This is a genomic window from Pseudomonas sp. NPDC079367 (assembly GCF_044542195.1).
Taxonomy (GTDB): Bacteria; Pseudomonadota; Gammaproteobacteria; order Pseudomonadales; family Pseudomonadaceae; genus Aquipseudomonas.
Genome location: NZ_JBITTW010000001.1, coordinates 29806 through 55333 on the forward strand (window position 1 = coordinate 29806; position 25528 = coordinate 55333).

19 protein-coding genes are annotated in these 25528 nt (G+C 59.2%); 12 read left to right on the forward strand and 7 right to left on the reverse strand.

Going from position 1 to position 25528, the window contains the following annotated elements; genetic code table 11:
* The first annotated feature begins 144 nt into the window (after positions 1-144).
* The 3 genes from ACIGDJ_RS00120 to ACIGDJ_RS00130 are packed head-to-tail and all read left to right on the forward strand — an operon-like array spanning position 145 to position 3419.
* On the forward strand, positions 145-2280 hold the full coding sequence (locus tag ACIGDJ_RS00120) for an FUSC family protein (RefSeq protein WP_313001423.1): 2136 nt from the start codon (positions 145-147) through the stop codon (positions 2278-2280).
* Entirely contained in the window at positions 2270-2470 is a 201-nt protein-coding gene (locus ACIGDJ_RS00125; RefSeq protein ID WP_101160436.1) for a DUF1656 domain-containing protein, read from the forward strand. Before ACIGDJ_RS00120 ends, ACIGDJ_RS00125 begins: the two co-directional genes overlap by 11 nt.
* Before the next feature lie 25 nt (positions 2471-2495).
* Positions 2496-3419 carry a biotin/lipoyl-binding protein gene (locus ACIGDJ_RS00130; protein ID WP_397478364.1) on the forward strand — a complete coding sequence of 308 codons (924 nt, stop codon included), beginning with the start codon at positions 2496-2498 and terminating at the stop codon, positions 3417-3419.
* Positions 3420-3642: 223 nt separating this feature from the next.
* Here ACIGDJ_RS00130 and ACIGDJ_RS00135 read toward each other — a convergent pair whose 3' ends face one another.
* The 4 genes from ACIGDJ_RS00135 to ACIGDJ_RS00150 all read right to left on the reverse strand — a co-directional run bounded on the left by ACIGDJ_RS00135 (position 3643) and on the right by ACIGDJ_RS00150 (position 10244).
* Positions 3643-5064: an efflux transporter outer membrane subunit gene (locus tag ACIGDJ_RS00135; protein WP_397478096.1), complete on the reverse strand. Its 1422-nt coding sequence runs from the start codon at positions 5062-5064 to the stop codon at positions 3643-3645.
* A complete protein-coding gene (locus ACIGDJ_RS00140) occupies positions 5061-8252 on the reverse strand; it encodes an efflux RND transporter permease subunit (RefSeq protein WP_101160428.1) in 3192 nt (1063 codons plus the stop codon). Before ACIGDJ_RS00140 ends, ACIGDJ_RS00135 begins: the two co-directional genes overlap by 4 nt.
* A 15-nt stretch (positions 8253-8267) precedes the next feature.
* Positions 8268-9521, reverse strand: a complete 1254-nt coding sequence (gene mexE, locus ACIGDJ_RS00145; protein ID WP_101160425.1) for a multidrug efflux RND transporter periplasmic adaptor subunit MexE — start codon at positions 9519-9521, stop codon at positions 8268-8270.
* Between the two features lie 270 nt (positions 9522-9791).
* On the reverse strand, positions 9792-10244 hold the full coding sequence (locus ACIGDJ_RS00150; protein ID WP_313001409.1) for a DUF805 domain-containing protein: 453 nt from the start codon (positions 10242-10244) through the stop codon (positions 9792-9794).
* Positions 10245-10552: 308 nt separating this feature from the next.
* Here ACIGDJ_RS00150 and gcvA point away from each other — a divergent pair, with 308 nt between their 5' ends.
* The 3 genes from gcvA to ACIGDJ_RS00165 all read left to right on the forward strand — a co-directional run bounded on the left by gcvA (position 10553) and on the right by ACIGDJ_RS00165 (position 13150).
* Positions 10553-11458, forward strand: coding sequence for a transcriptional regulator GcvA (gene gcvA / locus ACIGDJ_RS00155; protein ID WP_397478097.1), 906 nt, complete (start codon positions 10553-10555; stop codon positions 11456-11458).
* A gap of 75 nt (positions 11459-11533) precedes the next feature.
* Positions 11534-12361, forward strand: coding sequence for a DMT family transporter (locus ACIGDJ_RS00160; protein ID WP_101160416.1), 828 nt, complete (start codon positions 11534-11536; stop codon positions 12359-12361).
* 27 nt (positions 12362-12388) lie between these two features.
* Positions 12389-13150, forward strand: a complete 762-nt coding sequence (locus tag ACIGDJ_RS00165) for an SDR family oxidoreductase (protein ID WP_397478098.1) — start codon at positions 12389-12391, stop codon at positions 13148-13150.
* Between the two features lie 18 nt (positions 13151-13168).
* Here the strand turns inward: ACIGDJ_RS00165 and ACIGDJ_RS00170 are convergent, their stop codons facing one another.
* Positions 13169-14083 carry a LysR family transcriptional regulator gene (locus tag ACIGDJ_RS00170; RefSeq protein ID WP_101160410.1) on the reverse strand — a complete coding sequence of 305 codons (915 nt, stop codon included), beginning with the start codon at positions 14081-14083 and terminating at the stop codon, positions 13169-13171.
* Between the two features lie 270 nt (positions 14084-14353).
* Here ACIGDJ_RS00170 and ACIGDJ_RS00175 point away from each other — a divergent pair, with 270 nt between their 5' ends.
* The 4 genes from ACIGDJ_RS00175 to pgm all read left to right on the forward strand — a co-directional run bounded on the left by ACIGDJ_RS00175 (position 14354) and on the right by pgm (position 20596).
* Positions 14354-15376 (forward strand): zinc-dependent alcohol dehydrogenase family protein, encoded by a 1023-nt coding sequence (locus tag ACIGDJ_RS00175; RefSeq protein WP_101160407.1) that lies wholly within the window; start codon positions 14354-14356, stop codon positions 15374-15376.
* Between the two features lie 547 nt (positions 15377-15923).
* Positions 15924-17390 (forward strand): hypothetical protein, encoded by a 1467-nt coding sequence (locus ACIGDJ_RS00180; RefSeq protein ID WP_397478099.1) that lies wholly within the window; start codon positions 15924-15926, stop codon positions 17388-17390.
* Positions 17391-17440: 50 nt separating this feature from the next.
* On the forward strand, positions 17441-18841 hold the full coding sequence (locus ACIGDJ_RS00185; protein WP_397478365.1) for an aminotransferase class I/II-fold pyridoxal phosphate-dependent enzyme: 1401 nt from the start codon (positions 17441-17443) through the stop codon (positions 18839-18841).
* Positions 18842-18949: 108 nt separating this feature from the next.
* Positions 18950-20596, forward strand: a complete 1647-nt coding sequence (pgm, locus tag ACIGDJ_RS00190) for a phosphoglucomutase (alpha-D-glucose-1,6-bisphosphate-dependent) (RefSeq protein WP_101160400.1) — start codon at positions 18950-18952, stop codon at positions 20594-20596.
* Positions 20597-20650: 54 nt separating this feature from the next.
* On the opposite strand, the gene ACIGDJ_RS00195 is transcribed toward pgm, so the two are convergent.
* The gene (locus tag ACIGDJ_RS00195; protein ID WP_101160519.1) at positions 20651-21349 is read right to left on the reverse strand and encodes a pirin family protein; all 699 of its coding nucleotides are present in this window, start codon (positions 21347-21349) and stop codon (positions 20651-20653) included.
* A gap of 257 nt (positions 21350-21606) precedes the next feature.
* Here ACIGDJ_RS00195 and ACIGDJ_RS00200 point away from each other — a divergent pair, with 257 nt between their 5' ends.
* Positions 21607-24081: a UvrD-helicase domain-containing protein gene (locus ACIGDJ_RS00200; RefSeq protein WP_397478100.1), complete on the forward strand. Its 2475-nt coding sequence runs from the start codon at positions 21607-21609 to the stop codon at positions 24079-24081.
* 49 nt (positions 24082-24130) lie between these two features.
* Here ACIGDJ_RS00200 and ACIGDJ_RS00205 read toward each other — a convergent pair whose 3' ends face one another.
* Positions 24131-24403 carry a DUF1652 domain-containing protein gene (locus ACIGDJ_RS00205; protein WP_101160516.1) on the reverse strand — a complete coding sequence of 91 codons (273 nt, stop codon included), beginning with the start codon at positions 24401-24403 and terminating at the stop codon, positions 24131-24133.
* A 265-nt stretch (positions 24404-24668) separates the two neighbouring features.
* On the opposite strand from ACIGDJ_RS00205, the gene ACIGDJ_RS00210 reads away from it, so the two are divergent.
* The gene (locus ACIGDJ_RS00210) at positions 24669-25484 is read left to right on the forward strand and encodes an AraC family transcriptional regulator (RefSeq protein WP_101160513.1); all 816 of its coding nucleotides are present in this window, start codon (positions 24669-24671) and stop codon (positions 25482-25484) included.
* Positions 25485-25528 lie beyond the last annotated feature (44 nt).

Here is a 25528-nt window from a genome sequence, read left to right on the forward strand (position 1 = left end):
AGCAGAGCGGCAAGCTTCGGTCAGCTTGGCGCGTGAGTCAAACCCTTGCCAGCGAATCGTCCTACGACACGTGTCGACTGTGAAATCCGTCAGGCTTTTGTGGCAGTGTCTACGCTTGCAGAAGTCGTTTTAAAGAGTGTGCCCATGCCTGCGTTGTTCGCTTATTTCAAGGCTTTGATCCATCCCGGTCAGGCTGTTCTGTTGTTTGCCCTGCGAACCATCGCCGCCGGGCTGTTGACCCTGTATCTGGCGTTCGTTTTCGATCTCGAACAGCCCAAATGGTCGATCATGGCCGTGGTGATTGTCAGCCAACCGTTGGCGGGGATGGCGTTGGCACGCAGTTTCGGCCAGGTGATCGGCACGACCGTAGGCGCGGCGGTGGCGGTGCTGATCATGGCGATCTTTCCTCAGGCGCCGCTGCCGTTCATTACGACATTGGCGTTGTGGCTCGCGCTGTGCACGGCGGGCGGCACGCTGTTGCGCTACACCAGTTCCCAGGCGTTCGTGCTCAGTGGTTACACCGCTGTGGTCGTGGCTTTGCTGGCGATTCCGGATCAGGACGGCACGTTTTTGCTGGCGGTTACCCGAGTTACCGAAACATTGCTCGCGGTCGCCTGCGTGTGTGTGGTCAGTTTGCTGACCGCTCGCCCTGAAGCCGTGGCAAAAGGTTACTTCGCCAAAATCGATCAGGTGATCAAACTGGCCGCCAGCCACGCCGCCGAAGTGCTTCGCACGGAAGAAAGCGAAGCCGATTTCCAGCGCCGGCAAATGCAATTGCTCGGTGAAATCAGCGCACTGGAAGGGTTGCGGCGTCATTTGTATTTCGATGCGCCACGTTTGCGCAGTGCCGATAACCTGGTGTTGCTGCTCGGTAACCAACTGATGTTGCTGACATCCCGATTGACCGCTCTGCGGCATCAACGGGAATTGCTCATCGAGCGATGGGAGGGCGATCTGCCGCTGGACGTTCAGCAACTGCGGGCCGAGGAGCTGGCATTGTTGGAACAACTGGCGCAACAGGGCCGAGCACTGTCTGGGGCGGATCGGCAACGTTTCGTCACGTTGCAGCAACAGTTCGAAGCGTTGGCTTACAAGGCCGAGCAGCAGCACGAGAACATGAGCGCGACCCTGCGTTCACTCGCTTGGGCGCTGCGTTGGGAACAGGCGCGCCTGTTACAGCAACTGGAACAGATTCTTGAACTCAGCGACGCCATTCAGGAAGGGCGCCCGGCCAGCTGCCTCTATCGCGGCCAGAGCAGCCCGTTGCATCTGGATTTCACTTTGGCCTCGATGAATGCCATTCGCGCCTTTACCGCGCTGTTGGTCAGCGGGTTGATCTGGATCGAAACCGCGTGGGATGGCGCACGGGGAGGGATGATTCTGGTGGGGATTCTCTGCTCGCTGATGGCGACTTTTCCGCGGCCGCTGATGGCTGCGCAAAGCTATGCGCGAGGCTTGGGCCTGGCGCTGCTGGTGTCAGCGTTCTACCAATTCATGCTGGTGCCGGCGATCAGTGATTTCGAGCTGCTGGCCTTGCTGTTGGCGCCGCTGCTGTATGCGATTGCCGTGGGCATTTCCAGTCCGGCCACCGCCGGTATCGGCATGGGCCTGGGCTTGTCCAGTTTCCTCATGCTCGGCCCGCAAAATACCGGCACTGGGCAAAACACGGCGATTCAATGGTTCGAGTTTGCCGGTGCCTACGTCAGTGCAGCGATGCTGGCGTTGATCGTCTACGCGCTGATTTTCCCGTTCCGCCCGGCCTTGCGCATCCGCCGCTTGTACGGCGAAGCGCGGGAGCAGGTGTACCAACTGAGCAAAATGCCGGCGACCGATGAACAACAATTCGCCTTCGAGAGTCGGATGACCGATCGCCTGACCAGCATGCTCGGCCTGCTGCCGGCGGCGAATGATCGTGCCATGCAGCGCTTGTATGAAATCAGCCTGGCTTGCGTGGCGTTGGGCGTGGCCATGCATCAACTGAGGCAGCAGGCGCAGAACAACGCGCTGCTCACCGATGCGTTCAGTCAGCGTCTGGCTTCGGCGTTGCGCAAGACCGGTCGTTTGGTTGCCGGACGCGACGATGCGCAGTTTCCAGCACTGCTGGCCACGCTGCATGAGCTCGGAGATGAGCTGGATGAGCTGCACGCCGCCAGTCATGAGCATTTATGGTCAGTGTTCCGCATGCGTGTGGCACTGCTGATAGTGGTGTCGTTCCTTGAGCGCCACGGCGAGCATTTGCAACCTCAAGTTCTGCAAGGAGAACCGCAACTTGCCCATTGATTTCGAGATTGGCGGAGTCTATCTGCCGCCGATTGCCCAGGCGCTGTTACTGGCGATTCCGATTTTCATCGTGCTGGACTGGTGTCTGCGGCGCTTGGGCGTGCTGCGCCTGGTCTGGCATGAAGCGCTGTTCGAAGGCGCGCTGTATGCCTGTGTCTGCGCCACGCTGATTCTGTTGATGGGAGCCTGATGTCTTGAAAGCGTTAGTTGCAAGAATGATGACCTTGGCAGTGGTGATCCTGGCGATCGTACTTGGCTGGTTCGCCTGGGAGTATTACACCCGCGCGCCGTGGACACGGGATGCCCGGGTGAGGGCAGATGTGGTGACGCTGTCGGCGGATGTCTCGGGGCGAATCGTCAAACTGGCGGTGCAGGACAACCAGCATGTCGCCAAGGGTCAGTTGTTGCTGGAGATCGATCCGGCGCGCTATCAACTGGCGGTCGAACATGCCCGGCGTTCGGTTGAAGTGTCCAGGGCCTCGCTGGGGCAATCGCAAGCAGCGATCGTCGCCAGTGAAGCGTTGCTAAAACAACGTCAAAGCGAGGAGCGCCGTCGCCGCACGCTGAAGCAGGGTTTTGCCATTTCTGGCGAGGAATGGGAGAAATCCAGCACCGACGTGGCGGTTGCCCAGGCGGATCTGTTGCGCAATCAGGCCAACCTCGGCCTGGCTGAAGCCAACGTGCAGCTGGCAATTGCCGCGTTGACTCAGGCCGAGCTGGACTTGCAGCGTACCCGCGTCGAGTCGCCCGTCAGCGGTTACGTCACCAACCTGCTGACCCGTCAAGGTGACTACGCACAGGCGGGCGGAGCACTGCTGGCACTGGTGGACAGTGATTCGTTCTATGTCAGCGGTTACTTCGAGGAAACCAAGCTGCCACGTATCGAGGAGGGTGACCGGGTGCGCATTCAATTGATGAGCGGGGAGAGTTTTGGCGGCACCGTCGAAAGCATCGCCTTCGCCATCGCCGACCGCGAAAACGCGCCGGGCAGCCGGTTGTTGGCGAATATCAACCCGAGTTACACCTGGGTAAAACTGGCGCAGCGGGTGCCGGTGCGCATTGGCATCGACGGCGACTTTGCCGGCAAGCATCGCCTGCGCGCTGGTACCACCGCCACCGTTACCGTCCTGGAACCCTGATTCCCCTGTAGGAGCTGTCGAGTGCAACGAGGCTGCGATCTTTTGATCTTGGGACGCGGTGCGCCCCGGCTGCATTGCCATCAAGAATCTCGGCTTCGTTGCACTCGACAGCTCCTACACGGGATCGGTGATTCAGTGGCATAAAAAAACCCCGCGACCGAATGATACGCGGGGCAAAAAATCTGGTTGGTTGCGGCCAACCAAAGGAGCTCTTTAACAATCTTTACTTGCTCGCAACCGTCTCCGGTTGCCAGCCACCGCCAAGGGCCTTGTAGATCGCGACGATGCCGCGATACAGCTCGACTTCGGCCTGCGCCTGACTGTCTTCTGCGTTCAGGCGTTCACGCTGGGCATCGAGGAGGACGAGGAAGTCGGTGGTGCCTTCGCGATAGCGAATCTCGGCCAGATCGGCGGCCTTGCGGCTCGATTCGCTCTGACGAATCAGCGAGATCAAACGTTGCTGACGCTTGCCGTAGTCGCTGAAGGCGTTTTCCGATTCTTCCAGCGCCAGCAGCACTTGCTGCTCATAAGTCGCCAGTGCGCCTTCGGCTTCGGCATCGGCGCCGCGCAAACGGGCGCGGACACTGCCCAGGTCAAACGCAGCCCAGGTGATGCTAGGGCCGAGCGCCCAGGCGTTAGCTGCCGAGGAGCCTATCTGCGAGCCTCGCCCGGCCGTCCAGCCGAGAAAGCCGCTGAGACTGACCCGTGGGAACAGGTCGGCTTTGGCCACGCCGATTCGCGCTGTGGCCGAGGCCAGTTGCCGTTCGGCGCTACGGATGTCCGGACGACGTTGCAGCAGTTCACCGGGATCCCCGATCGGCAGCGCTTTGGCAATCGCTGGCAGGTCTTTCGGGCTCAGGTCTACGGTCAGTTTGTCCGGGCGCTCCCCGAGCAGGGTGGCGATGCGGTTTTTCTGCCGCACCTGTTCCGCCTGCAACTGCGGCACGGTCGCCTCGACATTGGCCAGACGCGCATCGGCCCGCTCAACGTCGAGCTGATCACCGACACCGGCATCACGCAGGCTGACGGTGATCTTGCGCGATTCCACCTGGTTGTTCAGGTTGGCCACGGCGATCTTTTCACGCAGTTGGGCACCGCGCAGTTGACCGTAAGCATCGACCAGCTCGGCAATCATGGTGATTTGCAGTTGATACAGATCGGCTTCGGCGGCCTGCTGATCGGCATCGCTGGCTTCCAGATTGCGCTGGATGCGGCCGAACAGGTCAAGCTCCCAGGCCATGTCCAGGCCGAGGTCATAGCGTTCGCTGTTGACCCGGTCGGTGGTCTGGCCGGGAATCTGGCCCTTGCCCAAGTCACTGCTGGCGCGGCTGGTGATGGTCGGCATCGCGTCGTTGCTGGCGTCGTCGCGGATCGCCCGGGCGGCTTTCCAGCGAGCGAATGCCACGCGCAGTTCACGGTTGCCTTGCAGCGATTGCGTCACCAACTGGTTGAGGGTCGGGTCATCGAATTGCTGCCACCAGATGCCTTCGAATTTCGAACGGTCGAAGTTCTTTTGCCCGGCGGCGCCGTCGGTGGCGGTCGTGATATTGGCCGCCTCCGTGGCTGGGGTCTTGTAGTCGGGGCCGACGGCGCAGGCACTGAGGGCCAGCACCAGCAGACTCGGCAGGAAGACTTTCAGACTCATTGTTGCGCCTCCAGTGGCTTTTGAAGAGTGTGCGCCTTGGCTGCTTTGCGCTGCTCGCCGCGTTCGACAAAGTTACGGATCAGTACGTAGAAGACTGGCGTCAGCAACAGACCAAAGAAGGTCACCCCGAGCATCCCGGAAAACACCGCCACACCCATGGCGTGACGCATCTCGGCACCGGCACCGCTGGAGAACACCAGTGGCACCACACCCATGATGAAGGCGAAGGAGGTCATCAGGATCGGCCGCAGACGCAGACGGCAGGCTTCCAGTACCGCAGCGAGCGGGTCGAGGCCTTCTTCCTGTTTGTCCTTGGCGAACTCGACGATCAGAATCGCGTTCTTGCATGCAAGTCCCACCAGTACGATCAAGCCGATCTGGGTAAAGATGTTGTTGTCACCACCCGAGATGATCACGCCGGTAATGGCCGACAGCAGGGTCATCGGTACGATCAGGATCACCGCCAGTGGCAGGCTCCAGCTTTCGTACTGGGCAGCGAGTACAAGGAATGCCAGCAGTACGCAGAGCGGGAACACGAACAGCGCCGTGTTGCCGGACAGAATCTGCTGGTAGGTCAGGTCGGTCCACTCGTAGGTCATGCCGTTCGGAAGTTCTTCCTTGAGCAGTTTCTCGATGGCTTTTTCGGCCTGGCCGGAGCTGTAGCCGGGGGCGGCGGCACCGTTGATTTCTGCGGTGATGAAGCCGTTGTAGTGCATCACGCGATCCGGACCCGAGGTGTCGCTGACCTTGATGAAGGTCGCCAGCGGAATCATTTCGCCCTTGTTGTTGCGTACTTTCAGCTGACCGATCTGATCGGATTCGAGACGGAACTGCTGTTCGGCCTGGACGTTGACCTGATAGGTGCGCCCGAAGCGGTTGAAGTCGTTGGCATACAGCGAACCCAGGTAGATCTGCAGGGTGTCGAAGATGTCGCTGACGGCCACGCCGTGGGTCTTGGCTTTTTCACGGTCGATGGCGGCATCGACCTGTGGCACGTTCACGGTGTAACTGGTGAACAGGCCGGCCAGTTCCGGCACGTTGTGGCTCTTGTTGATGATGTTCATGGTTTCTTTGTACAGCTCGTCGTAGCCAAGGTTGCCTCGGTCTTCGATTTGCAGGCGGAAACCACCAATGGTGCCCAGACCCTGTACCGGCGGTGGCGGGAAGATCGCCATGTACGCCTCTTGAATGTTCGCGTACTGGCCGTTCAAGGCCCCGGCAATCGCGCCGGCGGACATGCTCGGGTCTTTACGCTCGTCGAACGGTTTCAGGGTGACGAAAACGATGCCGGCGTTCGGGCTGTTGGTGAAGCCGTTGATCGACAGGCCCGGGAATGCTACGGCGCTTTCCACGCCCGGCTGTTTCAGCGCCAGGTCGGACATGCGTTTGATCACGTCTTCGGTGCGATCCAGGCTTGCGGCGTCCGGCAATTGCGCGAAGGCCACCAGGTACTGCTTGTCCTGGCCGGGTACGAAACCGGTCGGTGTGCTGGAGAAACCGAAGAAGGTCAACACCATCAGGCCTGCATACACGAGCAGGGCGATGCCGCTGCTGCGAATGACCCGGCGCACAGTACCGACGTAGCCATGGCTGGCGCGATCAAAGAAACGGTTGAATGGACGGAACAGCCAACCACCGAAAATTTTGTCGAGCCCTTTCGAGAAGCGGTCTTTCGGTGCGTCGTGGCTTTTCAGCAACACAGCAGCCAGCGCCGGCGACAGGGTCAGCGAGTTGAACGCCGAGATCACTGTCGAGATCGCGATGGTCAATGCGAACTGTTTGTAAAACTGCCCGGTAAGGCCGGAGATGAACGCCGCCGGGATGAACACCGCACACAGCACAAGTGCCGTGGCCACGATCGGGCCGGTCACTTCACGCATGGCACGTTTGGTCGCTTCGACCGGTGTGAGTCCGAGTTCGATGTTCCGTTCGACGTTCTCCACCACCACGATGGCGTCGTCGACCACGATACCGATGGCCAATACCAGACCGAACAGCGACAGCGCGTTGAGCGAGAAACCGAACAGATGCATGACCGCAAACGTACCGATCAACGATACCGGCACCGCCACCAACGGAATGATCGAGGCGCGCCAGGTCTGCAGGAACAGGATCACCACCAGCACCACGAGGATCAGTGCTTCGAACAGGGTGTGAACCACCGCCTCGATCGAACCACGGACGAAGATCGTCGGGTCGTACACGATGCTGTAGTCCATGCCCTGCGGGAAGCCTTTCTTCAGCTCTTCCATCTTGCCGCGCACTTCGTTGGAAATGTCGATCGCGTTGGAACCCGGACGCTGGAAGATCGGAATCGCTACAGCCGGCTGATTGTTCAGCAGCGAACGCAAGGCGTATTGGCTGGAACCCAGTTCAATGCGCGCGATGTCTTTCAGACGAGTGATTTCGCCGTCGTCGCCAGCGCGAATGACTATGTTCTCGAACTCTTCTTCGGAAACCAGACGGCCTTGAGTGTTGACCGACAGCTGGAAGCTTTGCGCCGTCGGGGCAGGGGGCGCGCCCAATTGGCCGGCGGCGACCTGACGGTTCTGCTCGCGAATCGCCGTGACGACATCGGTCGCGGTCAGATTGCGCGAGGCGGTCTTGTTCGGGTCAAGCCAGACCCGCAGCGAGTAGTCGCCCATACCGAACAACTGCACGTCACCGACACCACCGAGGCGAGCAAGCTCATCCTTGATGTTGAGGATCGCGTAGTTGGACAGGTAGAGCATGTCGTAGCGCTTGTCCGGCGAGGTCAAGTGCACAACCATGGTCAGGTCGGGCGAAGCCTTGTCGACGGTGATACCGATGCGCGTCACTTCCTCCGGAAGCTTCGGCTCGGTTCGGGTCACCCGGTTTTGTACCTGCACCTGCGCGTTGTCCAGGTCAGTGCCCAGGGCGAAGGTAATGGTCAGGGTGATCTTGCCGTCAGCGGTCGATTGCGAGGACATGTACAGCATGTTCTCGACGCCGGTGATGGCCTGCTCCAGCGGAGCGGCCACGGTTTCACCGATGACTTTGGGGTTGGCGCCCGGGAAGTTGGCGCGTACGACCACGGTCGGCGGCACGACTTCCGGGTATTCGCTGATCGGCAACTGGAACAGCGAGATCGCACCGGCGATCAGGATCAACAGCGACAGCACCGCTGCGAAGATCGGCCGGGAAATGAAGAATTGGGAAAAATTCATCGGAGTTGTCGTCCCTTAACCGCGTGGGGTCGTAGCGGCCAGCTTCGCAGCCGAACCCGATGCGCCCTTGGCAGGGGCAACTTTGGGCAGGTTGCTGGCTTCCAGCGCTTGACGTTGTTGAGCGAGGGCGGCGAGGGTCTGCTCGCTGGCCATCGGAATCACTTCGGGGGTGACCGGTGAGCCAGGACGAACCCGTTGCAAGCCTTTGACGATGATGGTGTCGTCCTTTTGCAGACCGGTGCGGACGATGCGTAGCCCTTCGATTTTCGGGCCGAGTTCAACGGCGCGGTAGGCGGTTTTGTTGTCGCCATCCATGACCAGCACGAACTTCTTGCCCAGGTCAGTACCGACGGCTTCGTCATTGATCAGCATGGCGTTGTAGGTGCCGCTGCCAACCAGTTTCAACCGTGCGTACAAGCCTGGGGTGTAGGTGCCGTCAGTGTTGTCGAACACGGCGCGGCCACGGATGGTGCCGGTTTTCGGATTGACCTGGTTGTCGACGAAGTTCATCTGACCCAGGTGCGGGTTGCCATCTTCGTTGGACAGGCCCATGTACACCGGCGTAGTTGCGCCGCGCTGACCGTTGCGGGCCAGTTGGGTGTACTTGAGGAATACACGCTCGTCGGCGTCGAAGTAGGCGTAGACCTTGTCGGTGGACACGACGCTGGTCAGCGCGGTGGTGTCGGCGGTCACCAGGTTGCCGGCAGTGATTTCGGCGCGGCTGACGCGGCCACTGATCGGTGCAGTGACGCGAGTAAAGCTCAGGTTCAGTTTCGCCAGATCCAGTTGTGCCTGCAGAGCACCGACGGCGGCGCGGGCCTCTTGGGCAGCGCTGGTGCGCGAGTCGGCCAATTCAGCGGAAATGGCGTTGCTGGTGCGCAGACGTTCACCGCGAGCGGCTTCGTTTTCACTGCGAGTGGCGGTAGCGCGGGCTTGCGCGACCAGAGCTTCGAGGCGGCGTACCTCGGCCTGGAACGGACGCGGGTCGATCTGGAACAGCAGGTCACCTTTCTTGACCAGTGCGCCTTCGGTGAATGCGACCTGATCGATCTGGCCTGAAACCCGTGGACGGATTTCAACGGTTTCCGGCGCCTCGAGGCGCCCGGTAAATTCGTCCCACTCGTTGACCGGTTGTTCCAGCACCTTGGCTACGCTGACTTTGGCAGCGGGCGGGGCGCCGGCAGTCTCCGGAGTTTTGCCGCAGGCGCTCATCACCAGTACGGCCAGCATGGCCAACGGGAAGCGCAAATGTTTGAGTGATTGTTCCATGGATGCAATCCGCCGAAGTATTGAAGATGGGCGGATGATGCTCGGCGCGGGTGTGATGGCACGAATCGAATGAAGCAAAGGTAACTATCATTCGGAATGATATAAGCGCCGAGGCAGCCCTCTAGCATGCGCCTTTCGTTAGGTGGCTATCAATTGGCTTGCTGGCAAAAGTTTGTTGCTTTAACCGCAACGATCCAGCGCAGCTGTGAATGCGTTCCGCACAAAAAAACGGCCATGAAGGCCGTTTCGATCCGCGATGGCGGCGATTGATCAGTTGAAGCCTTTGCGGTTGGCACCGAACCGATTGGGGCCGGGTTGGCTGTCTTGCGCCAGAAACACAATGTTGACGATGGGCAGCAGAATCCACCAGCCGCTGCGGTCAGTGTCGTGCATGCGCCGTACGCCAACAGCAAGACTCGGCAACAGCATTGCCAGGTTGTACAGGCTTTGCAGGGCACCACCGGTTTTGAGAAGACCGTCCACAATGCTGATGGCAATTGCGATGCCCATGTTGATCAGAAAGAACATCCAGTATTCACGGCGCGTGGCGCGTCCGGTGAACACGGCATATTTCTTCAGTGCTTCCACGTACGGGTTGCCGCTCGCCATGACGGGGCCACTGGCAATGGAATGCAGTGGCGCTTGGGGTGCGCCGCACTGTGGGCATGCCAGCGCCAGCGTACTTATTTCCTTGGCGCAACCACGGCAGAAAACCAGGCTCATGTTTTTTTCCCTAAAAATTGATCAGTCGAAAGACGGGGCAGATGCTTCCCGAATGTTTCCGTTGGTGCAGACGTCCGCAAAAGAGAGCAGGAGACTGAACGCCCGACTCTCCATTGGCGGGGCGGCGTAATCTAATCGTTAACATGGGTTTTGTCATCGGCTCTCGACTTTCGATGTGTGGGTGTGCTGCTGAAGCAAAACCCGATCATTGCCAAATCCACTTCGGGCAAGAAGCGTGCAAAAGCATTTGGCTCTAACATGAGCGGTAATTCATGCCATGACCTTCAGCCCCGCCGGACCTTTCCTATATGCAAGACCTGCCCCCGACCGCCACATTGCGCGCTTTTGAAGTGGCCACTCGACACCCGACATTCACTGCTGCCGCGCAGGAACTGCATGTGACCCAGAGCGCAGTCAGTCATCAGCTCCGGCACCTTGAAGATCTTTGGGGATTGCCATTGTTCGAGCGCGGCAAAGCGTTGCGCCTTACAGCCGCCGGGGCTGCGCTGGCGCCGATCGTACGTGAGTTTTTCACCAGCCTTGAGGCGACGCTGGAGGATCTGCGCGAACAAAAAGGCAGGGTTCGGCTGAGCGTCAGCACCACTTATTCGTTTGCTTTGAAGTGGTTGCTGCCACGCTTGCCTGGTCTGTCGCGCCAGCACCCTGAATTGTTGGTATCGCTCGATACCACGGACAAGGTGATCCATTTCGCCAGCGGCGACGCTGATGTCGCGATCCGTTTGGGCAAGGGCAATTACCCTGGCCTGTACTCGGAGTTCCTGTTCGGCGAGCAGGTGTTCCCCGTGGCCAGTCCCGAACTGCTGCAGCGCGTCGGCATGCCGGGCAGTCCCGCCGAATTGCTGCAAATGCCGTTACTTATTCGCGACGGCGCCGAGCTGGCGCCGAAATGGGAGGTGTGGTTTCAGTCAGTCGGGCTGGAGTTTTTACCGCTGCGCGAGAGCGTCAGGTTTGGCGACACCAACATGACGGTGGAAGCCGCGTTGCTCGGGCAGGGGGTGGCGCTGGTGCGCAGCGGGCACGTCGAAAATGAAATCGGCGACGGCCGGCTGGTAAGGCTGTTCGATGTGCCGTTCCAGTCGCCGCTTGCCTATTATTTCGTTTGCCCCAAAGGCATCGAAGCGCAGGCGCACATCCTCAGATTTCGCCAATGGTTGCTGGGTGAGGCGTGCAAGGTGCAGAGCGCACAGTATTGAGCCATGAGGTATTGCTCATGAGGCGATGAGGAGACTTCTCTGTAACGCGAATGCTGCGGATGCCTAGAATGCGGCATGCCTTTGCACCTCGTGTTCCTCGTCCTGTTCGCCGCGCTCCTGCACGCCAGCTGGAACGCGATGTTGCGCGGCGGTGCCGATCGGCTCTGGTCGATGACGATAATGTGCGTTGCCATCGCCATGGTTTGCGCCGTCGCCGCCGTTTTCATGGCCCCGCCTGCAGCACAGAGCTGGGGTTATGCGCTGCTGTCGGCACTGCTGCATGTTGGCTACAACCTGTTTCTGGTGCGCAGCTATCGAGTCGGTGACCTTGGGCAGATTTATCCGATTTCCCGCGGCTCGTCGCCGGCGCTGATCGCACTTGGTGCCGCGCTGTTCGTCGGTGAAACGATCACTGCGAGCGAGCTGCTCGGCATCGGTCTGGTGTCCGGGGGCATTATTTCGTTGGCATTCCGGGGGCGCAGCCTGTCGGTGCCGAGCCTGCCTTACGCGTTGGGCACCGGTTGTTTCATCGCCGCCTACAGCGTCGTCGACGGCATCGGCGCCAGGCTTTCCGGCGCGCCGCTGGCTTACACAGTGTGGATGAGCGCCCTGTGGGGGATGTTGATGCCAGCGGTCTATATCGGCCTGCGCGATGCCCGCAGTCTGTTTTCCGTGCGGCCAGGAATGTTCACCGCTGTGATCGGCGGACTGGTGTCCTTGCTGGCGTACGCAATCGTGATCTACGCCATGAACGAGGCGCCGCTGGGCGCGGTGTCGGCCCTGCGCGAAACCAGCGTGTTGTTCGCGGCGCTGCTCGGCTCCCTGTTCCTCGGCGAAAGACTCACTGTCCGCCGGATGCTGGCGTGTGTGGTCATCGCCAGTGGCGCCATCATCATTGGCTGATACAGCCCAAACCCGGGAGCACGTCTCATGGATAAAGTCTCGCAGGCCCCGCTGATTCTGATCACCGGCGGCAGTCGCGGAGTGGGCGCCGCCACTGCCAGACTCGCTGCTGCACAAGGTTACGACGTCGCGATCAGCTATGTTGCCAGTGAGTCCGCCGCGCTGGCGGTGGTGGCCGAAGTCGAAGCGCTGGGGCGCAAGGGGCTTGCGGTGCGAGCCGACAGCGCCGAGCCCGAGCAGGTCATTGAGCTGTTCTCGGCGATTGATCGTTCATTCGGGCGCATCGACGTTTTGGTCAATAACGCTGGCGTGCTGGCGCAGCAGTCACGCATGGAAGACCTCGGCTTCGAACGCATGCAGCGGATCTTCGCGGTCAATGCTCTGGGGCCGATTCTGTGTGCGCAGCAGGCGGTGAAGCGCATGTCCTCGCGCCACGGCGGAGCGGGTGGCGTGGTGATCAATGTGTCGTCTGCTTCGGCGCGCTTGGGCAGCCCGAATGAATATGTCGATTACGCAGCGTCGAAAGGCGCGCTGGAAACCTTCAGCATCGGCTTTGCCAAGGAAGTGGCGCGGGAGGGAATTCGGGTCAACTGCATTCGTCCCGGGCACATCTACACGGACATGCACGCCAGCGGCGGGGAGCCGGGGCGGGTTGATCGCGTGAAGGAGTCCATCCCGATGGGGCGGGGCGGCCAGCCGGAGGAGGTGGCGCGGGCTATCCTGTGGCTGGCCAGCGCGGAAGCCTCGTTTGTCACCGGTACATTTCTGGATGTGACCGGTGGCAAGTAGCTCGGGTAGAGGGACGGGCTACAGGCTATCCGGATCGCCAAAAAACATCTGAATCCGCGACCGCAACCAACGCTCACCCGGGTCATTGTCCTGCGAACCGCGCCAGGCCATGTGCAATTCAAAAGTGCGCGTTGGCAGCGGTGGGTCCTCAGCGCGCAGACCACCAGCCGCTGTCAGTGCGTCCGCCGTGTAATCCGGCACGGTGGCGACGATATCGGTGCCCGCCAGCAACGTTCCCAGTCCGTTGAACTGCGGAACAGCCAGCACCACGTGCCGTTTGCGTCCGAGTTTCTCCAGTTCTTCATCGACGAAACCACTGAGATCGCCAGCGAACGACACCAGCGCGTGCGGTCGGGCGCAGTAGTCGTCCAGGCTCAGCGGCCCCGGCACGGTGTCGGCACGGAGCAGCTTCGGTGCGCTGCGGCGCAGGACCTTGCGCTTGGCGTTAGCCGGCAGATCGGTGGTGTAGCTGACGCCAATCGAAATCTCGCCGGAAGCCAGCAGGCCCGGCATCAGTATGTAGTTGACCCGCCGCACGACAAGGACGATGCCCGGTGATTCGGCGCGCAGGCGTTTGAGCAGCATCGGCAGCAGGGCGAATTCGACGTCGTCGGATAAACCGATGCGGAACACCGACGTGCTGGTCGCCGGATCGAAATCGGCGGCACGACTGACAGCCGTTGAGATCGAATCAAGTGCAGGTGAGAGCAGCGCGAAGATTTCCACCGCGCGAGCGGACGGTTCCATGCTGCGGCCGGTGCGGACAAACAGCGGATCGTCAAACAGGCTGCGCAGGCGCGATAACGCGGCGCTGATAGCCGGTTGGCCGAGGAACAATTTTTCCGCGGCCCGAGTCACACTGCGTTCGTGCATCAATGTTTCAAACACGATCAGCAGGTTCAGGTCGACACGACGCAGGTCATTACGATTCATCTGGAGTCCTGGCAGAGTCATCAAGCTTGACGAGAGCGGCCATATGAGAACAATGGCCGGCATGAATCTTACGGGGAAAGGCTGGTACTCTGCACCGGAAAATTCAGCTTTTACGAGACGGCTGCAGCGCTTTTTTGCTGGTTTTTGCCAATGCCGCCCCTGATGCGGAATCAATGACAGGCATGTCGACTATTAATAGCCACTGATGGTCTTGGGTCGAAAGCCCAGATAGAGTTCATGGCATTAGAGGTTACTTTGACGAGGTTTGCGATGTCCCGCACGATCCGTTTTCACAAGTTTGGTCCGGCCGAGGTGCTCAAATGCGAAGAGCATGCGGCTGCTCAGCCAGGTCCTGGCGAAGTGCAGGTGCGTGTCGAGGCAATCGGCATCAGTTGGTACGACACCCTGTGGCGTCAGAATCTGGCGTCATCCCAGGCCCGTCTGCCTTCGGGTCTTGGTCATGAAATGGCTGGCGTGGTCACGGCGGTGGGTGCCGACGTTGAAGACCTGTCCGTCGGTGACAAAGTCGCCAGTTTCCCGGCTGAAAGCCCGAACGATTATCCGGTCTACGGCGAGTCGATCGTCTTGCCGCGCACGGCACTGACCCGCTACCCGGATGTGCTCAGCCCGATCGAAGCCAGCGTGCATTACACGCCGCTGTTGATCGCCTACTTCGCTTATGCCGATCTGGCGCGGGTCAAACCAGGACAATTTGCGCTGGTCACTGATGCCAGCCACTGCGCCGGCCCCTCGTTCGTCCAACTCGGTAAAGCGCTCGGTGTGCGAGTGATTGCAGCGACCAAGTCGGCGGAGGAGCGCGAGTACCTGCTGTCCCTCGGTGCTGAGAAGGTCATCGTCACCGAAGAGGAAGATTTGTTGATGCGTATCAACAAGATCACCGATAACCGCGGCGTCGACGTGGTGTTTGATGGCCTCGGCGGTCCGCAGATGTCGTTGCTCGGCGATGTGCTGGCGCCACGCGGCAGTCTGGTTTTGTACGGACTGCAGGGCGGTAATCAGACACCGTTTCCGGCGTGCGCAGCGTTCCAGAAGAACATCCAGTTCTTTGTGCACTGCATTGGCAATTTCACCGGTAAGCCGGAACTGGGTATTGTTCAGGACCATGTCGCGCTGCAACGCGCGTTGCGTGACATCAACCAGTTGACCGCTGACCGCGTGCTGCTGCCGCTCAAAACGCGTGTATTTGCCTTCAACGAGTTCGTCGAAGCACACCGCTACATGGACGAATGCCCATGCCGCGAGCGGGTCGCACTGCAGGTCGAACCCGCGTAAACCCGCTAAACAGAGTCCGTGGCCCCACGGACTCTTTTGTTTATATTCCGTTCCGGAACTGATCCTGTCCGTCACCGAAGCGCTGACCATTTCAGCAACTGAACTGGTTTTTGCTCTCGATCTGTATCTTCTAATCACACTATAAGCGCTGATAATTGAATGATTACTTTCATCTCAAGGAATGAGCTATGGCTGTGCGTTCAATTTATTCAGGGCAATATCAAACGGCTGGCCCGGCTGACTTCGTAATTTTCTGTTTATTTGCTGTAGGGCGATTCGGAAGTTACTTCTTCTTTTCTTGTAATGAAATGTCGTGGGACGCTGTAAGAAGTTTCCTCAGACTATTTTTCGACCGAAAATATCCAATGAATACGGGTGTTTGAGCATGCAGGTCGGCGTCTTTTGCGATTTTTTCAGATCAAGTGTTTCAAATAACTACAACTTTGTAAGTGTTAGCATTTCAGCGTCTATTACTTATTGATCCAATTGTCGCGGACCCACTGTTCAGTGCGTGCGGCATGAAACTTTCTATACCGGGTATATTCCGATGAGCACGATCCACGATCAGGCAATGAACTACGTTTACCAGCAAGTCTTGCAACGTTTGCTGGGCTTCTTTTCACGGGCAGAGCGCACGGCCTTGCAGCTGTTGATCCAGCGCCTTGTCGTGGCTGCCGGCGGCACGGAGAACATCGGTCAGTTCAAGGTTCTGGTCAATCAGTCCGGCTCCCGTGACAGCTGCTATACGCTGGCATTGCTACGAGCTGCTCAGTTGACCATCGCGGGCCGGGCGCCAGCCACATTTCAGCTGCGCGTGGCCACCTTGCGCTGGAATGGCAATGGCCCGACCACCCAGCAAAACCTGCATCGAAGCTACAGCGCACTGTTTCTCTACGACGATCCTCGCGTCGAGCTGCTGATGGTCGATAACCGCGAGGTGCTTGCGTTCGACCACCGCACGCCGGTCAGTGCGCAGGGGCATGAAAGCAATCGTGTCAACCTGCTGCTTGTCGGGCACTGTCGTACCTGGATCGAAACACCCGAATTATGGGATGACGCCTATCTGGCGACCGCCGAGTATTACAGCCACATCGCTCGCTGGAGCAATGGTGTCGACGCCATGATCAGCACTGAATCGCGGAGCAGCCAGCGGCATTTTCTCGAGGGTCTGAACCGCGCGATGCAGAGGGTGGCAATCGCGGGTCCCGAACCTGTCCCGTGCGGATTCGAGGCGCTGTTCCCTCTGCTTGACGGGCTCGGTGACGATTTCTATCGCGAGCTGCGTCGCGGTGATGACCGTGTCGTCTGGCGCCCCGCAGGCGAATTCGAAGCCTGCCGGCGCACCAGCTTCATCGATGTGAACGACATGATGGTCGGCAAGCTTGAGGATCGCTGGCCGCTGCTGGGTGAATTTCTGGGGTTCGAGCCTGACGAACTGACGCTGTATCAAGGTGAAGTGCTATTTGCCGATCCGCTGATTTCCGCACACGTGCGCGGTATGCACGCCCGGTTCATCGAGGGACGAACCTATGAAGCGGGTGTCGACGACTATTTGCACAAGACGCTGGCCGACCTGCATCGAAAAGAAGCTGCGCAGTCCGTCTGCGAACATTTGATGGGCAGCTTCGACAGTCTCGGGGGGCCAGAGCCGCTGCGTTTACTGGCACAGGATTATCTCTTGCATGGTTTCGCTCTGAACGAAACGCAATTGACGTGCCTGCTGTTCGCACCGTTTATTGACAACGGCAGAGGACTTGAGCGGTTTCTGCGCAACTGTCACCCCGGGATGCTGGTGGCAATGCCCGATCTGCACCGTGCCATGCAAGGCCTGCACGCCCCTGAACAGGTGGTGAAATGGATAACGGAAGTCAGTGGTTTGCCCGTCGGGATGATCATCCGCCTCTATGCCATGGGACCTGTGCAGGTTCACGCGCCCGCAGAATTCGCCTCGCAGAATGCGGGCCTGGATGAGGTGGTTTCAGCCTCGCCATTCGAGCGGTCGACGGAACGCTGACGGTGAACCGAAGCCTGGGGCGCGAAACAAATGCCTGTGCAAAAGAGGGCGTGAAGGGCGCACGGGACAACGACTTTGTTTATCAGGCGGTCTATCGATATCTGACAACACTGATTGATGACGCCGGCGGTAGCACGGCGGTACGTCTGCCTTCGTTACGCCAACTGGCCGACCGGCTGGATGTGTCGATCTCGACAGTGCAATACGCCTATTCATTGCTGGAGAAGGAAGGACGGGTCTATTCGATAGCCAAGTCGGGGTATTACGCGCAGGTGCTGCCAGGCATCGATACCCCGGGCAACGGCAGAGATCTGCTGGAAAGCGTTTACGTCAACGCCAGGCGTCCCGGAATGTGCGTTTTGAGCGACGACGACCCGGCTTCGCTGCAACCGCTGGACAGTCCTCTGTTAACGTTGGAGCGCGAGCTCCTGCGTCAATACCCTCGTCAGCTTCAATCCTTCATACAGCCTTGCGGTGAGCTGGAACTGCGAGTTGCCCTGGCTGCGCGATACACCTGCTCGACGGAGCATTTCTGGCATGCCGATGACGTCTACATCGGAGCCGACCTGCGGGGAGTGCTGGAGATCCTGATTTCGGTACTGGAGTTGCGTCAATCCGCCGTCATTGTTGAATCACCCTGTGACTGGGTGATATTGCGCCTGCTCGAGTCTTGCGGAGTGCGTGTGATCGAGTGGCCTGCACTGGTGGAAGGCGAGCTCAATCTCCGCTTGCTCGAGTCGCTGCTGGAGCGGGAGTCGGTGCGCTTGATCCTGTTGTCTTCGGTGTTGAGCACACCCCAAGGCACCGGTTTCACCCATGAGCATCAGCAGGCCATTGCGCAAATGCTGGATCGATATGGCATCTGGGTGCTGGAGAATGACTGTTACAGCGAGCTTGATGAGCGCTGTGATAACCAGCGCTTGCGGCACTGGCTGGATCCGCGACGGCTGCTGGTGTTTTCCACTTTCGAGAAGCTCATCGGCACAGAAGCGCCCTTCGGTTTTGTACTGTCGCGACATTGGCGTCAGGAGCTGCAACGTCATTTTCTGTTACGCGCGTTTCGCTTGTCGCCAATCCGGCAGAAGGCGATTGCCCGATTGTTGAGTGGCGGGCGGCTTGATCAGCATCTTCCTGTGCTGCGGCGCATGCTCTGCGAACGTCGAACCTTGTTGATTCAAGTGTTGCGCGAGCGTTTGGGCGATACCTTGCAGATTGTCGAGCCGCAGGGCGGGGCGACGGTGTGGGTGCGTTCGTTGCGCCCGGTCGACATGGCAAATGTGTTCCAACGATTGCTCAGGCAACAGATCATCGTGGCACCGGGCGAGCTGTTCAGCCTGCAGGGCTTATACGCCGACCACCTGCGGTTGAGTGCGTTGAGCCATGGCGAACGGGATTTGGCGAGTGTCATCTGCTTGCTCGGCGATGCCTTGCGTCTGTCGCCCGATCCATAACGTTAGAAAACATCGGACGAGGTTTGGATACATCCCGTCGCACAGTGGTCAAACTGCCAGTAAACTGCACAGCATTTCCTGAACCACTCCGATTTCAGAGGTTTTTGCATGACACTCAGTCCTTTTGCGGGCAAACCGGCACCGGCAGAACTGTTGGTCGATATCCCGCGACTGGTTACGGCCTATTACACCGGCCAGCCTGATGCATCTATTTCTACCCAGCGAGTGGCGTTCGGCACCTCCGGCCACCGTGGCAGCTCCTTCGATTCGAGTTTCAACGAATGGCACGTTCTGGCCATCAGCCAGGCGATTTGCCTGTATCGCGAAGCTCAAGGCATTACCGGGCCACTGTTTGTCGGTATCGACACCCACGCACTGTCGACCCCGGCCGGCGCCAGCGCACTGGAAGTGCTCGCCGCCAACGGTGTCACGGTGATGATCGCCGAAGGCGATGAGTACACGCCGACCCCGGCAATTTCCCACGCCATTCTTTGCTACAACCGCGGCCGTACCTCCGGTCTGGCCGACGGGATCGTCATCACCCCGTCGCACAACCCGCCGCAAAGCGGTGGCTACAAATACAACCCAACCAACGGCGGCCCGGCCGATACCCACATCACCAAGTGGATCGAAGCCAAGGCCAATGAACTGCTGGCGAACAAACTGGCCGGGGTCAAACGCATCAGCTACGAGCAAGCGCTCAAGGCCAGCACGACCCATCGCCACGATTACCTCAACACCTACGTCGCCGACCTGATCAACGTGATCGACTTCGATGCGATCCGCGACGCCAAGCTGCGTCTGGGTGTCGATCCGCTGGGCGGAGCAGGGGTGCGCTACTGGTCCGCCATTGCCGAGCACTACCGTCTTGATCTGGACGTGGTGAATAAACAGGTCGACTCGACCTTCCGTTTCATGACCGTCGACTGGGACGGCCAGATCCGCATGGACCCATCGTCCAGCCATGCGATGCAGGGCCTGATCGGTCTGAAAGAACGTTTCGACGTGGCGTTTGCCTGCGACCCGGATCATGACCGCCACGGCATTGTTACACCGTCCGGTGGTTTGCTCGCGCCGAACAATTATCTGGCGGTGGCGATTGATTACCTGTTTCAGAACCGTCCGCAGTGGCGCGCCGATGCCGCCGTCGGTAAAACCGTGGTCAGCAGTGGCCTGATCGATCGCGTGGCCAAGCGCCTGGGCCGTCGCCTGTACGAAGTGCCGGTCGGCTTCAAATGGTTTGCCGACGGTCTGTTCGACGGTTCGCTGGGTTTTGGCGGCGAAGAGAGTGCCGGCGCTTCGTTCCTGCGCAAGGATGGTGGGGTCTGGAGTACAGACAAGGACGGTCTGATCCCAGCCTTGCTTGCTGCCGAAATGACGGCGCGCACCGGGCGCGATCCAAGCCAGGCCTACCGCGCATTGACCGAGGAACTGGGCGAACCGTTCTCGGTGCGTGTTGATGCCAAGGCCAACCCGGAGCAGAAGGCACTGCTGAGCAAACTGTCGCCGCAGCAGGTTACCTCGACCGAACTGGCTGGCGAGAAGATCCAGAGCATTCTCAGCCACGCACCGGGCAACGATCAGGCGATTGGCGGTCTGAAAGTCATGACCGAAAACGGCTGGTTCGCCGCGCGTCCTTCAGGCACTGAAGACATTTACAAGATCTACGCAGAAAGCTTCCTCGGCGACGACCACCTCAAGCAATTGGTGGCCGAAGCGCAAACACTGGTAGATGGCGCTATTTCCAGCAAGTGAGGCGCACATGAAAAAGGGCAACCGTGATGGTTGCCCTTTTTTGCTGCCTGCGGATCAGGCCAGGTCGACCAATACGATCTCGCTGTCTTCGAGCGCCCTGACCGTCAGCACTTGCTCGTGCGCGACCGCCACACCGTCACGCGCATGGGCACGCAAGCCATTGACCTCGATCACGCCGGTAGCCGGTACCAGATAGGCGCGACGCCCTTCGTCCAGCCGGTATTCAGCGGTTTCACCGGCCTTGATGTTGGCGGCGACCAGACGTGCATTGGCGCGAATGCGCAGACTTTCGTCGTCGTCGCCGTCCTTGCCGCTGGCCAGGGTTACAAACCCTTCGCGCTCACCTTTTGGAAATGGCTTGGCTCCCCATGACGGCGGCGCACCGGTTTCCGTCGGCAGAATCCAGATCTGGAAGATCCTGGTTTCCTTGTCCTCCAGGTTGTACTCGCTGTGGGCGATGCCAGTGCCAGCGCTCATTACCTGCACATCGCCGGCTTCGGTACGGCCCTTGTTGCCGAGGTTGTCCTGGTGCGTGATTGCGCCTTCACGCACATAAGTGATGATTTCCATGTCGCGGTGCGGATGCTGAGGGAAACCGGTGCCTGCGGCGATGATGTCATCGTTCCACACACGCAGATTGCCCCAGCTCATCCGTTGCGGGTCGTAGTATTCGGCAAACGAAAAGTGGTGATGCGCGTCCAGCCAGCCATGATGAGCGCCGCCCAGCGAGCTGAAGGGTCTGAGTTCAAGCATGATCGTCTCCTCGATAAGGTTCGTCAGGGAACGGGCCCCGTGGTTGATGACGGCGATCATCTATCAAACAATCATCGATAAAAAGCGCAAAAACTGCCGCATCAGGATCAGAGAATTAGATGGAATCTTGCCTCGGGATCATTTCATCCGACTTTCAATTCGTCGCCTAAACCGATGACCTGTAAGCATTTCGCTAGAACTGAACGGTAAATCCAGACACCATAGCCGCCACAGCCTCTCACCTGGAGTCCGTCAGCGTGGCGCAACACACCCCCGATATTCCTCCTGAACTTCGCCCACTGGCCGAGATGCCATGGTTCAAGCGTCTGGCCGCGCGATTCTTCGGTCACGGCCTGACAAAACTACGCGCCCAGCACCGGGCGTCGTGGCTGCACGGGCAAGCCGACGGATTTCGCAGCGGACACACCGCCGGTGTCGAATACGGCTTCAAGGAAGGCAAACTCGAGGGGCTGGAAGAGGGCCGCCAGGTTCTGCTGATTCGCGACAGCCGCAACACCGAGCATCGTCCGCCCAGTGTCGATAACAACCTGTTCGATGACTGGCGTCTGCCACTGACGGCGGAATTGAAAAAACGCATCAAGGCTGACGTCGCCCGTTTACTCCCGGCCCACGCTCAGCCCAGCGCTGCGCAGTGGAAAATGATCTTCAGCGAGACGCCGTCCACCTCGGTGGTGGCGGGCGCCGGGGCCGGGAAGTCGACTACGTTGGTGCTGCGCATTCTATTGCTCAGCCATTATCTGGGTTTTGAGCTGGATTCAATGACCGTGGTGACCTTCACCCGCGAATCGCGCAAGGACTTCATCAACAAGCTCATCGAAATCTTCACGCTATGGGGGCAGGCGCTGAACCTCAAGCAGGCCCGGGAACTGGTGCGAACATTTCACTCGCGCATTCTGCCGATGGTCCGCAGTCTGCCGGGTTTCGAGCGCTTGCAGGCCTTCGAGAACCTCAGCGATCGCCCGCAAAGCGGCGCAGAGGCGGTCGACAGCAATCCGTTTGACCTGCGCATCAATGATGCGCAGCGACAGCAACTGAACGCTTGTTATCACCGCTTGTTCAACGACGATGAGCGTTTCCGTCAGTTGATTCAGCCATTGTCCCGCGCCGGGTTGCAGTTGAAGGAGTTGGAGCGCGATCATCCCGATGTGCAGAAGCGCATGGCGGTCACGGAACTGGCGGCCAAGCGCGATGAAGAACTGTGCGACGTCATCGAGGACCTGTGGATTCGCGCCAAAGCGTGGCCCATCAAAGGCATCGAGCCCAATCGTCAGACCTTCGAAATCAATGGGTCGAACTTCCACGCTCACGGCTATATTCCCAGCCTCGATGCCTGGGTGGTGTTGGGGTTTGATCCCAGGGAAAACGCCCAGCTAAGTCGAGCCAATGCCAGGCTGAGTGTCCGCGCGGAATGGGCGGTAAAGCGCACCCTGTTTCAAGCTTTCTGCCGTAAGCCGTTGATATGGCTTGATACTTATGAGTCATCCAAGCGTGTTCTGGCGACATTGGCCGGTGATGCCAGCGCCGGCCCCGGCTTCGATTACAAGGTCAAGGGCGAGCTGGCATCAGCACCGCTGCTGGATTGTTTTGTCAGTGCCGCAGGCTTCATCGAAAACCTCGGTCTGGATGTGCCGGACGCGGTCAGTCGGATGAGCTTCGCCAAGGACGATCCAGATCGCTTTTTCTTCGAGGCTCTGAGCCTGTTCTGGCGCGCATTTGAGGATCACTTGCTGGATCAGAAACCGCCAGTGATGACTTACAACCGTATGTTCGCGCTGTTCAGTGAACACTCGCCGGAAAACCTCAAGCTGCTCAGCGATGAGTTGCTGCGGCCGATGGCACATTTGATGATCGACGAATTCCAGGACGTATCGCCGCAGATCGTTTCGTGGATTCGTGCCAGCCTCAATGAAATCCGCAGCCGTGGCCCGGCCATGCACATCGGCCGAGGGGCGCAACGGTCGTCGCTGTTGTGCGTTGGCGATGACTGGCAATCGATTTACGGCTGGCGCGGCAGTTCGCCAAGCTACTTCATGGAGTTCAACAAGCAATTCCCTTCGCCGAGCACCACGCGGGTCATGCTCAGTGACAACTACCGCAGCCACCAGCACATCATCGACGCCGCCGAACACATTGTCCGCGCAGCGCCAGCGATCGCGGGCAAGAAGGCCAAGGCGAGTGGCGAGCCTAAATCGCTGCAGCCAGTCAACGTGCTTGAGCGTGACGATGAAGCGCTGGGTCAGCAACTGGCCGAGCATTACCGGCGGGGTGATTCAATCCTGATGCTGTATCGAAAAAGCAGCGATAAGTTATTGATTGAAAAGCACATTGCGCCTGTTCTTAATGTAGATTCGAGCTTGCCGCATGAAGCTCGGCGGCTGAAACAACTGACCTATCACAGCGCCAAAGGCTTGCAGGCCGATGCGGTGTTTATGCTTGGCGATTGTCAGCACCTGACCAGTTCACCGTACAAAAATCAGGTCTACCGCATGGCCGGGCTGGGTAAACATGGCGACAGCGAGCCGTACGACACTGCGCAAAAGGACGAAATCCTGCGTCTGGCCTACGTGGGCATCACTCGGGCCGTCAGCCATTGTTACTGGTACGTCGAACCGCAGGAGGCCCAGGCGGTGAACATGCCGCGAGCGTCAGACCGAGTTGCGAAGGACAAGCCATTCTTCGTCGATCACCGGATGGAAAAGACCATTGCCTGAGCAATAAAAAGCCCGCATTGCTGCGGGCTTTTTCTTTTAAATCATAAGGTTAGGCGTAGTTCTTCAGCGATGCAGGAGGAGTGAAAGCTTCCAGCTCATCCTCGATGGCTTCAATGATTCGCTCGACATCCGCCGCGTTCATCACCGTCGCGCAGGGAATGCCGGCGATGGCGATCATGGTTTCGCCGCTGGCGCGATCGAATAGACGGGCAATCATGCTGCCCGGCGCATCCATCGTCGCCTCGAAACCCATAGGATGAAAATGCCAGCGCATCAGCTGGCAAGCGTTGGGAAAGGTGACTTTGCTGAACCCTTTGTTCATGGTGTTGCCCGCCTGCTTCATCGAGCGCTTCCTTTTGCTCATGTTAGGTGGGAAGAGCCTTCATTGGCTCAACCAGTGCTTGAGCTTTAAAAGTAGCATCCGTGTGTGAAAAAACTGTGAGATTTTTCAGTCCGTTTAGCGATTGATTCGCATTTTTTGATGTAAGTCACTGGCTCATCGATTATCGCCAAAACGCCACTATGGATTTTTCATTGAAGCGGCAGTGGAAGTTGGGCAAGCTCGGTTCTTTTTCGCCGAGCCGCTTATGCACGCCGATGACGACGGCCCAGAACAGACCCAGGCCACGGCCGCCACGGTCATGCGCTATCACCTGAGCTGGAAACACCGGGATCTGGACAGCGTCATGGCGCTTTATCACGCCGATATCCGGTACAACGATTTCTTTCAGAACCGCGTGCTTGCTCTGGATGAGTTGCGCGAATACGTGCGCGTAAGCATGCCGCGAGAATCAGACGAACTGCTCGAGCATTGCGATCGTATTCGGGTGGATGGCGACACCGCGTTCATTCAGTACGAAGTGACCTTGCGCGGCGGCGACGGCTTGGTGTCGTTCCGTTCCAGCGAAGCGATCACCGTCAAGGATGGCTTGATCTGGCGCGTCAATGAGTACGCCTCGCTGGTGCGCACCCAAGCCGATGGCAGCACAGCGCCGAATCAGCGCCCGGCGGTCAGCCGTCTGGGGCTGTCGCCACGGCAACTGAGTTTCATGGCTGAGGACCTGCAGCAATATTTCGAAAAACAGCAACCGTATCTCGATCCTGAACTCGACCTGCAACGGGTGGCAAAGGAGTGCGGGTACAGCCGCAATCAGATTTCCTATTTGCTCAACCAGGTGCTCGGGCAGAGCTTCTATCGCTACGTCAATCAGGCGCGCCTGCAGCATTTGCTGCGTGCGCTGAACAGCGCCATGCCGCCGTTGCGCGTCGACGAGTTGGCCTTTGCCGCTGGCTTCAACTCGCTGTCGGCGTTTTACAAGTGCTTTCGCGAGCACACCGGCCAATCACCCAAGGCCTACGCCAAACAAATTTCTCTGCGGGCACGCGCGCAAGACAGCCACTGAAGGCAACCACTAGGATCGACGCCATCGAAGGTTTTCAGGGCGGA

Coding starts and splice junctions, on each gene's coding strand:
- mexE (WP_101160425.1), bottom strand. CDS start 9,521: ATGGAACAATCACTCAAACATTTGCGCTTCCCGTTGGCCATGCTGGCC.
- ACIGDJ_RS00180 (WP_397478099.1), top strand. CDS start 15,924: ATGAGCACGATCCACGATCAGGCAATGAACTACGTTTACCAGCAAGTC.
- ACIGDJ_RS00195 (WP_101160519.1), bottom strand. CDS start 21,349: ATGCTTGAACTCAGACCCTTCAGCTCGCTGGGCGGCGCTCATCATGGC.
- ACIGDJ_RS00150 (WP_313001409.1), bottom strand. CDS start 10,244: ATGAGCCTGGTTTTCTGCCGTGGTTGCGCCAAGGAAATAAGTACGCTG.
- ACIGDJ_RS00210 (WP_101160513.1), top strand. CDS start 24,669: ATGCACGCCGATGACGACGGCCCAGAACAGACCCAGGCCACGGCCGCC.
- ACIGDJ_RS00135 (WP_397478096.1), bottom strand. CDS start 5,064: ATGAGTCTGAAAGTCTTCCTGCCGAGTCTGCTGGTGCTGGCCCTCAGT.
- ACIGDJ_RS00170 (WP_101160410.1), bottom strand. CDS start 14,083: ATGAATCGTAATGACCTGCGTCGTGTCGACCTGAACCTGCTGATCGTG.
- gcvA (WP_397478097.1), top strand. CDS start 10,553: ATGCAAGACCTGCCCCCGACCGCCACATTGCGCGCTTTTGAAGTGGCC.
- pgm (WP_101160400.1), top strand. CDS start 18,950: ATGACACTCAGTCCTTTTGCGGGCAAACCGGCACCGGCAGAACTGTTG.
- ACIGDJ_RS00120 (WP_313001423.1), top strand. CDS start 145: ATGCCTGCGTTGTTCGCTTATTTCAAGGCTTTGATCCATCCCGGTCAG.
- ACIGDJ_RS00165 (WP_397478098.1), top strand. CDS start 12,389: ATGGATAAAGTCTCGCAGGCCCCGCTGATTCTGATCACCGGCGGCAGT.
- ACIGDJ_RS00175 (WP_101160407.1), top strand. CDS start 14,354: ATGTCCCGCACGATCCGTTTTCACAAGTTTGGTCCGGCCGAGGTGCTC.
- ACIGDJ_RS00160 (WP_101160416.1), top strand. CDS start 11,534: ATGCCTTTGCACCTCGTGTTCCTCGTCCTGTTCGCCGCGCTCCTGCAC.
- ACIGDJ_RS00130 (WP_397478364.1), top strand. CDS start 2,496: ATGATGACCTTGGCAGTGGTGATCCTGGCGATCGTACTTGGCTGGTTC.
- ACIGDJ_RS00140 (WP_101160428.1), bottom strand. CDS start 8,252: ATGAATTTTTCCCAATTCTTCATTTCCCGGCCGATCTTCGCAGCGGTG.
- ACIGDJ_RS00205 (WP_101160516.1), bottom strand. CDS start 24,403: ATGAACAAAGGGTTCAGCAAAGTCACCTTTCCCAACGCTTGCCAGCTG.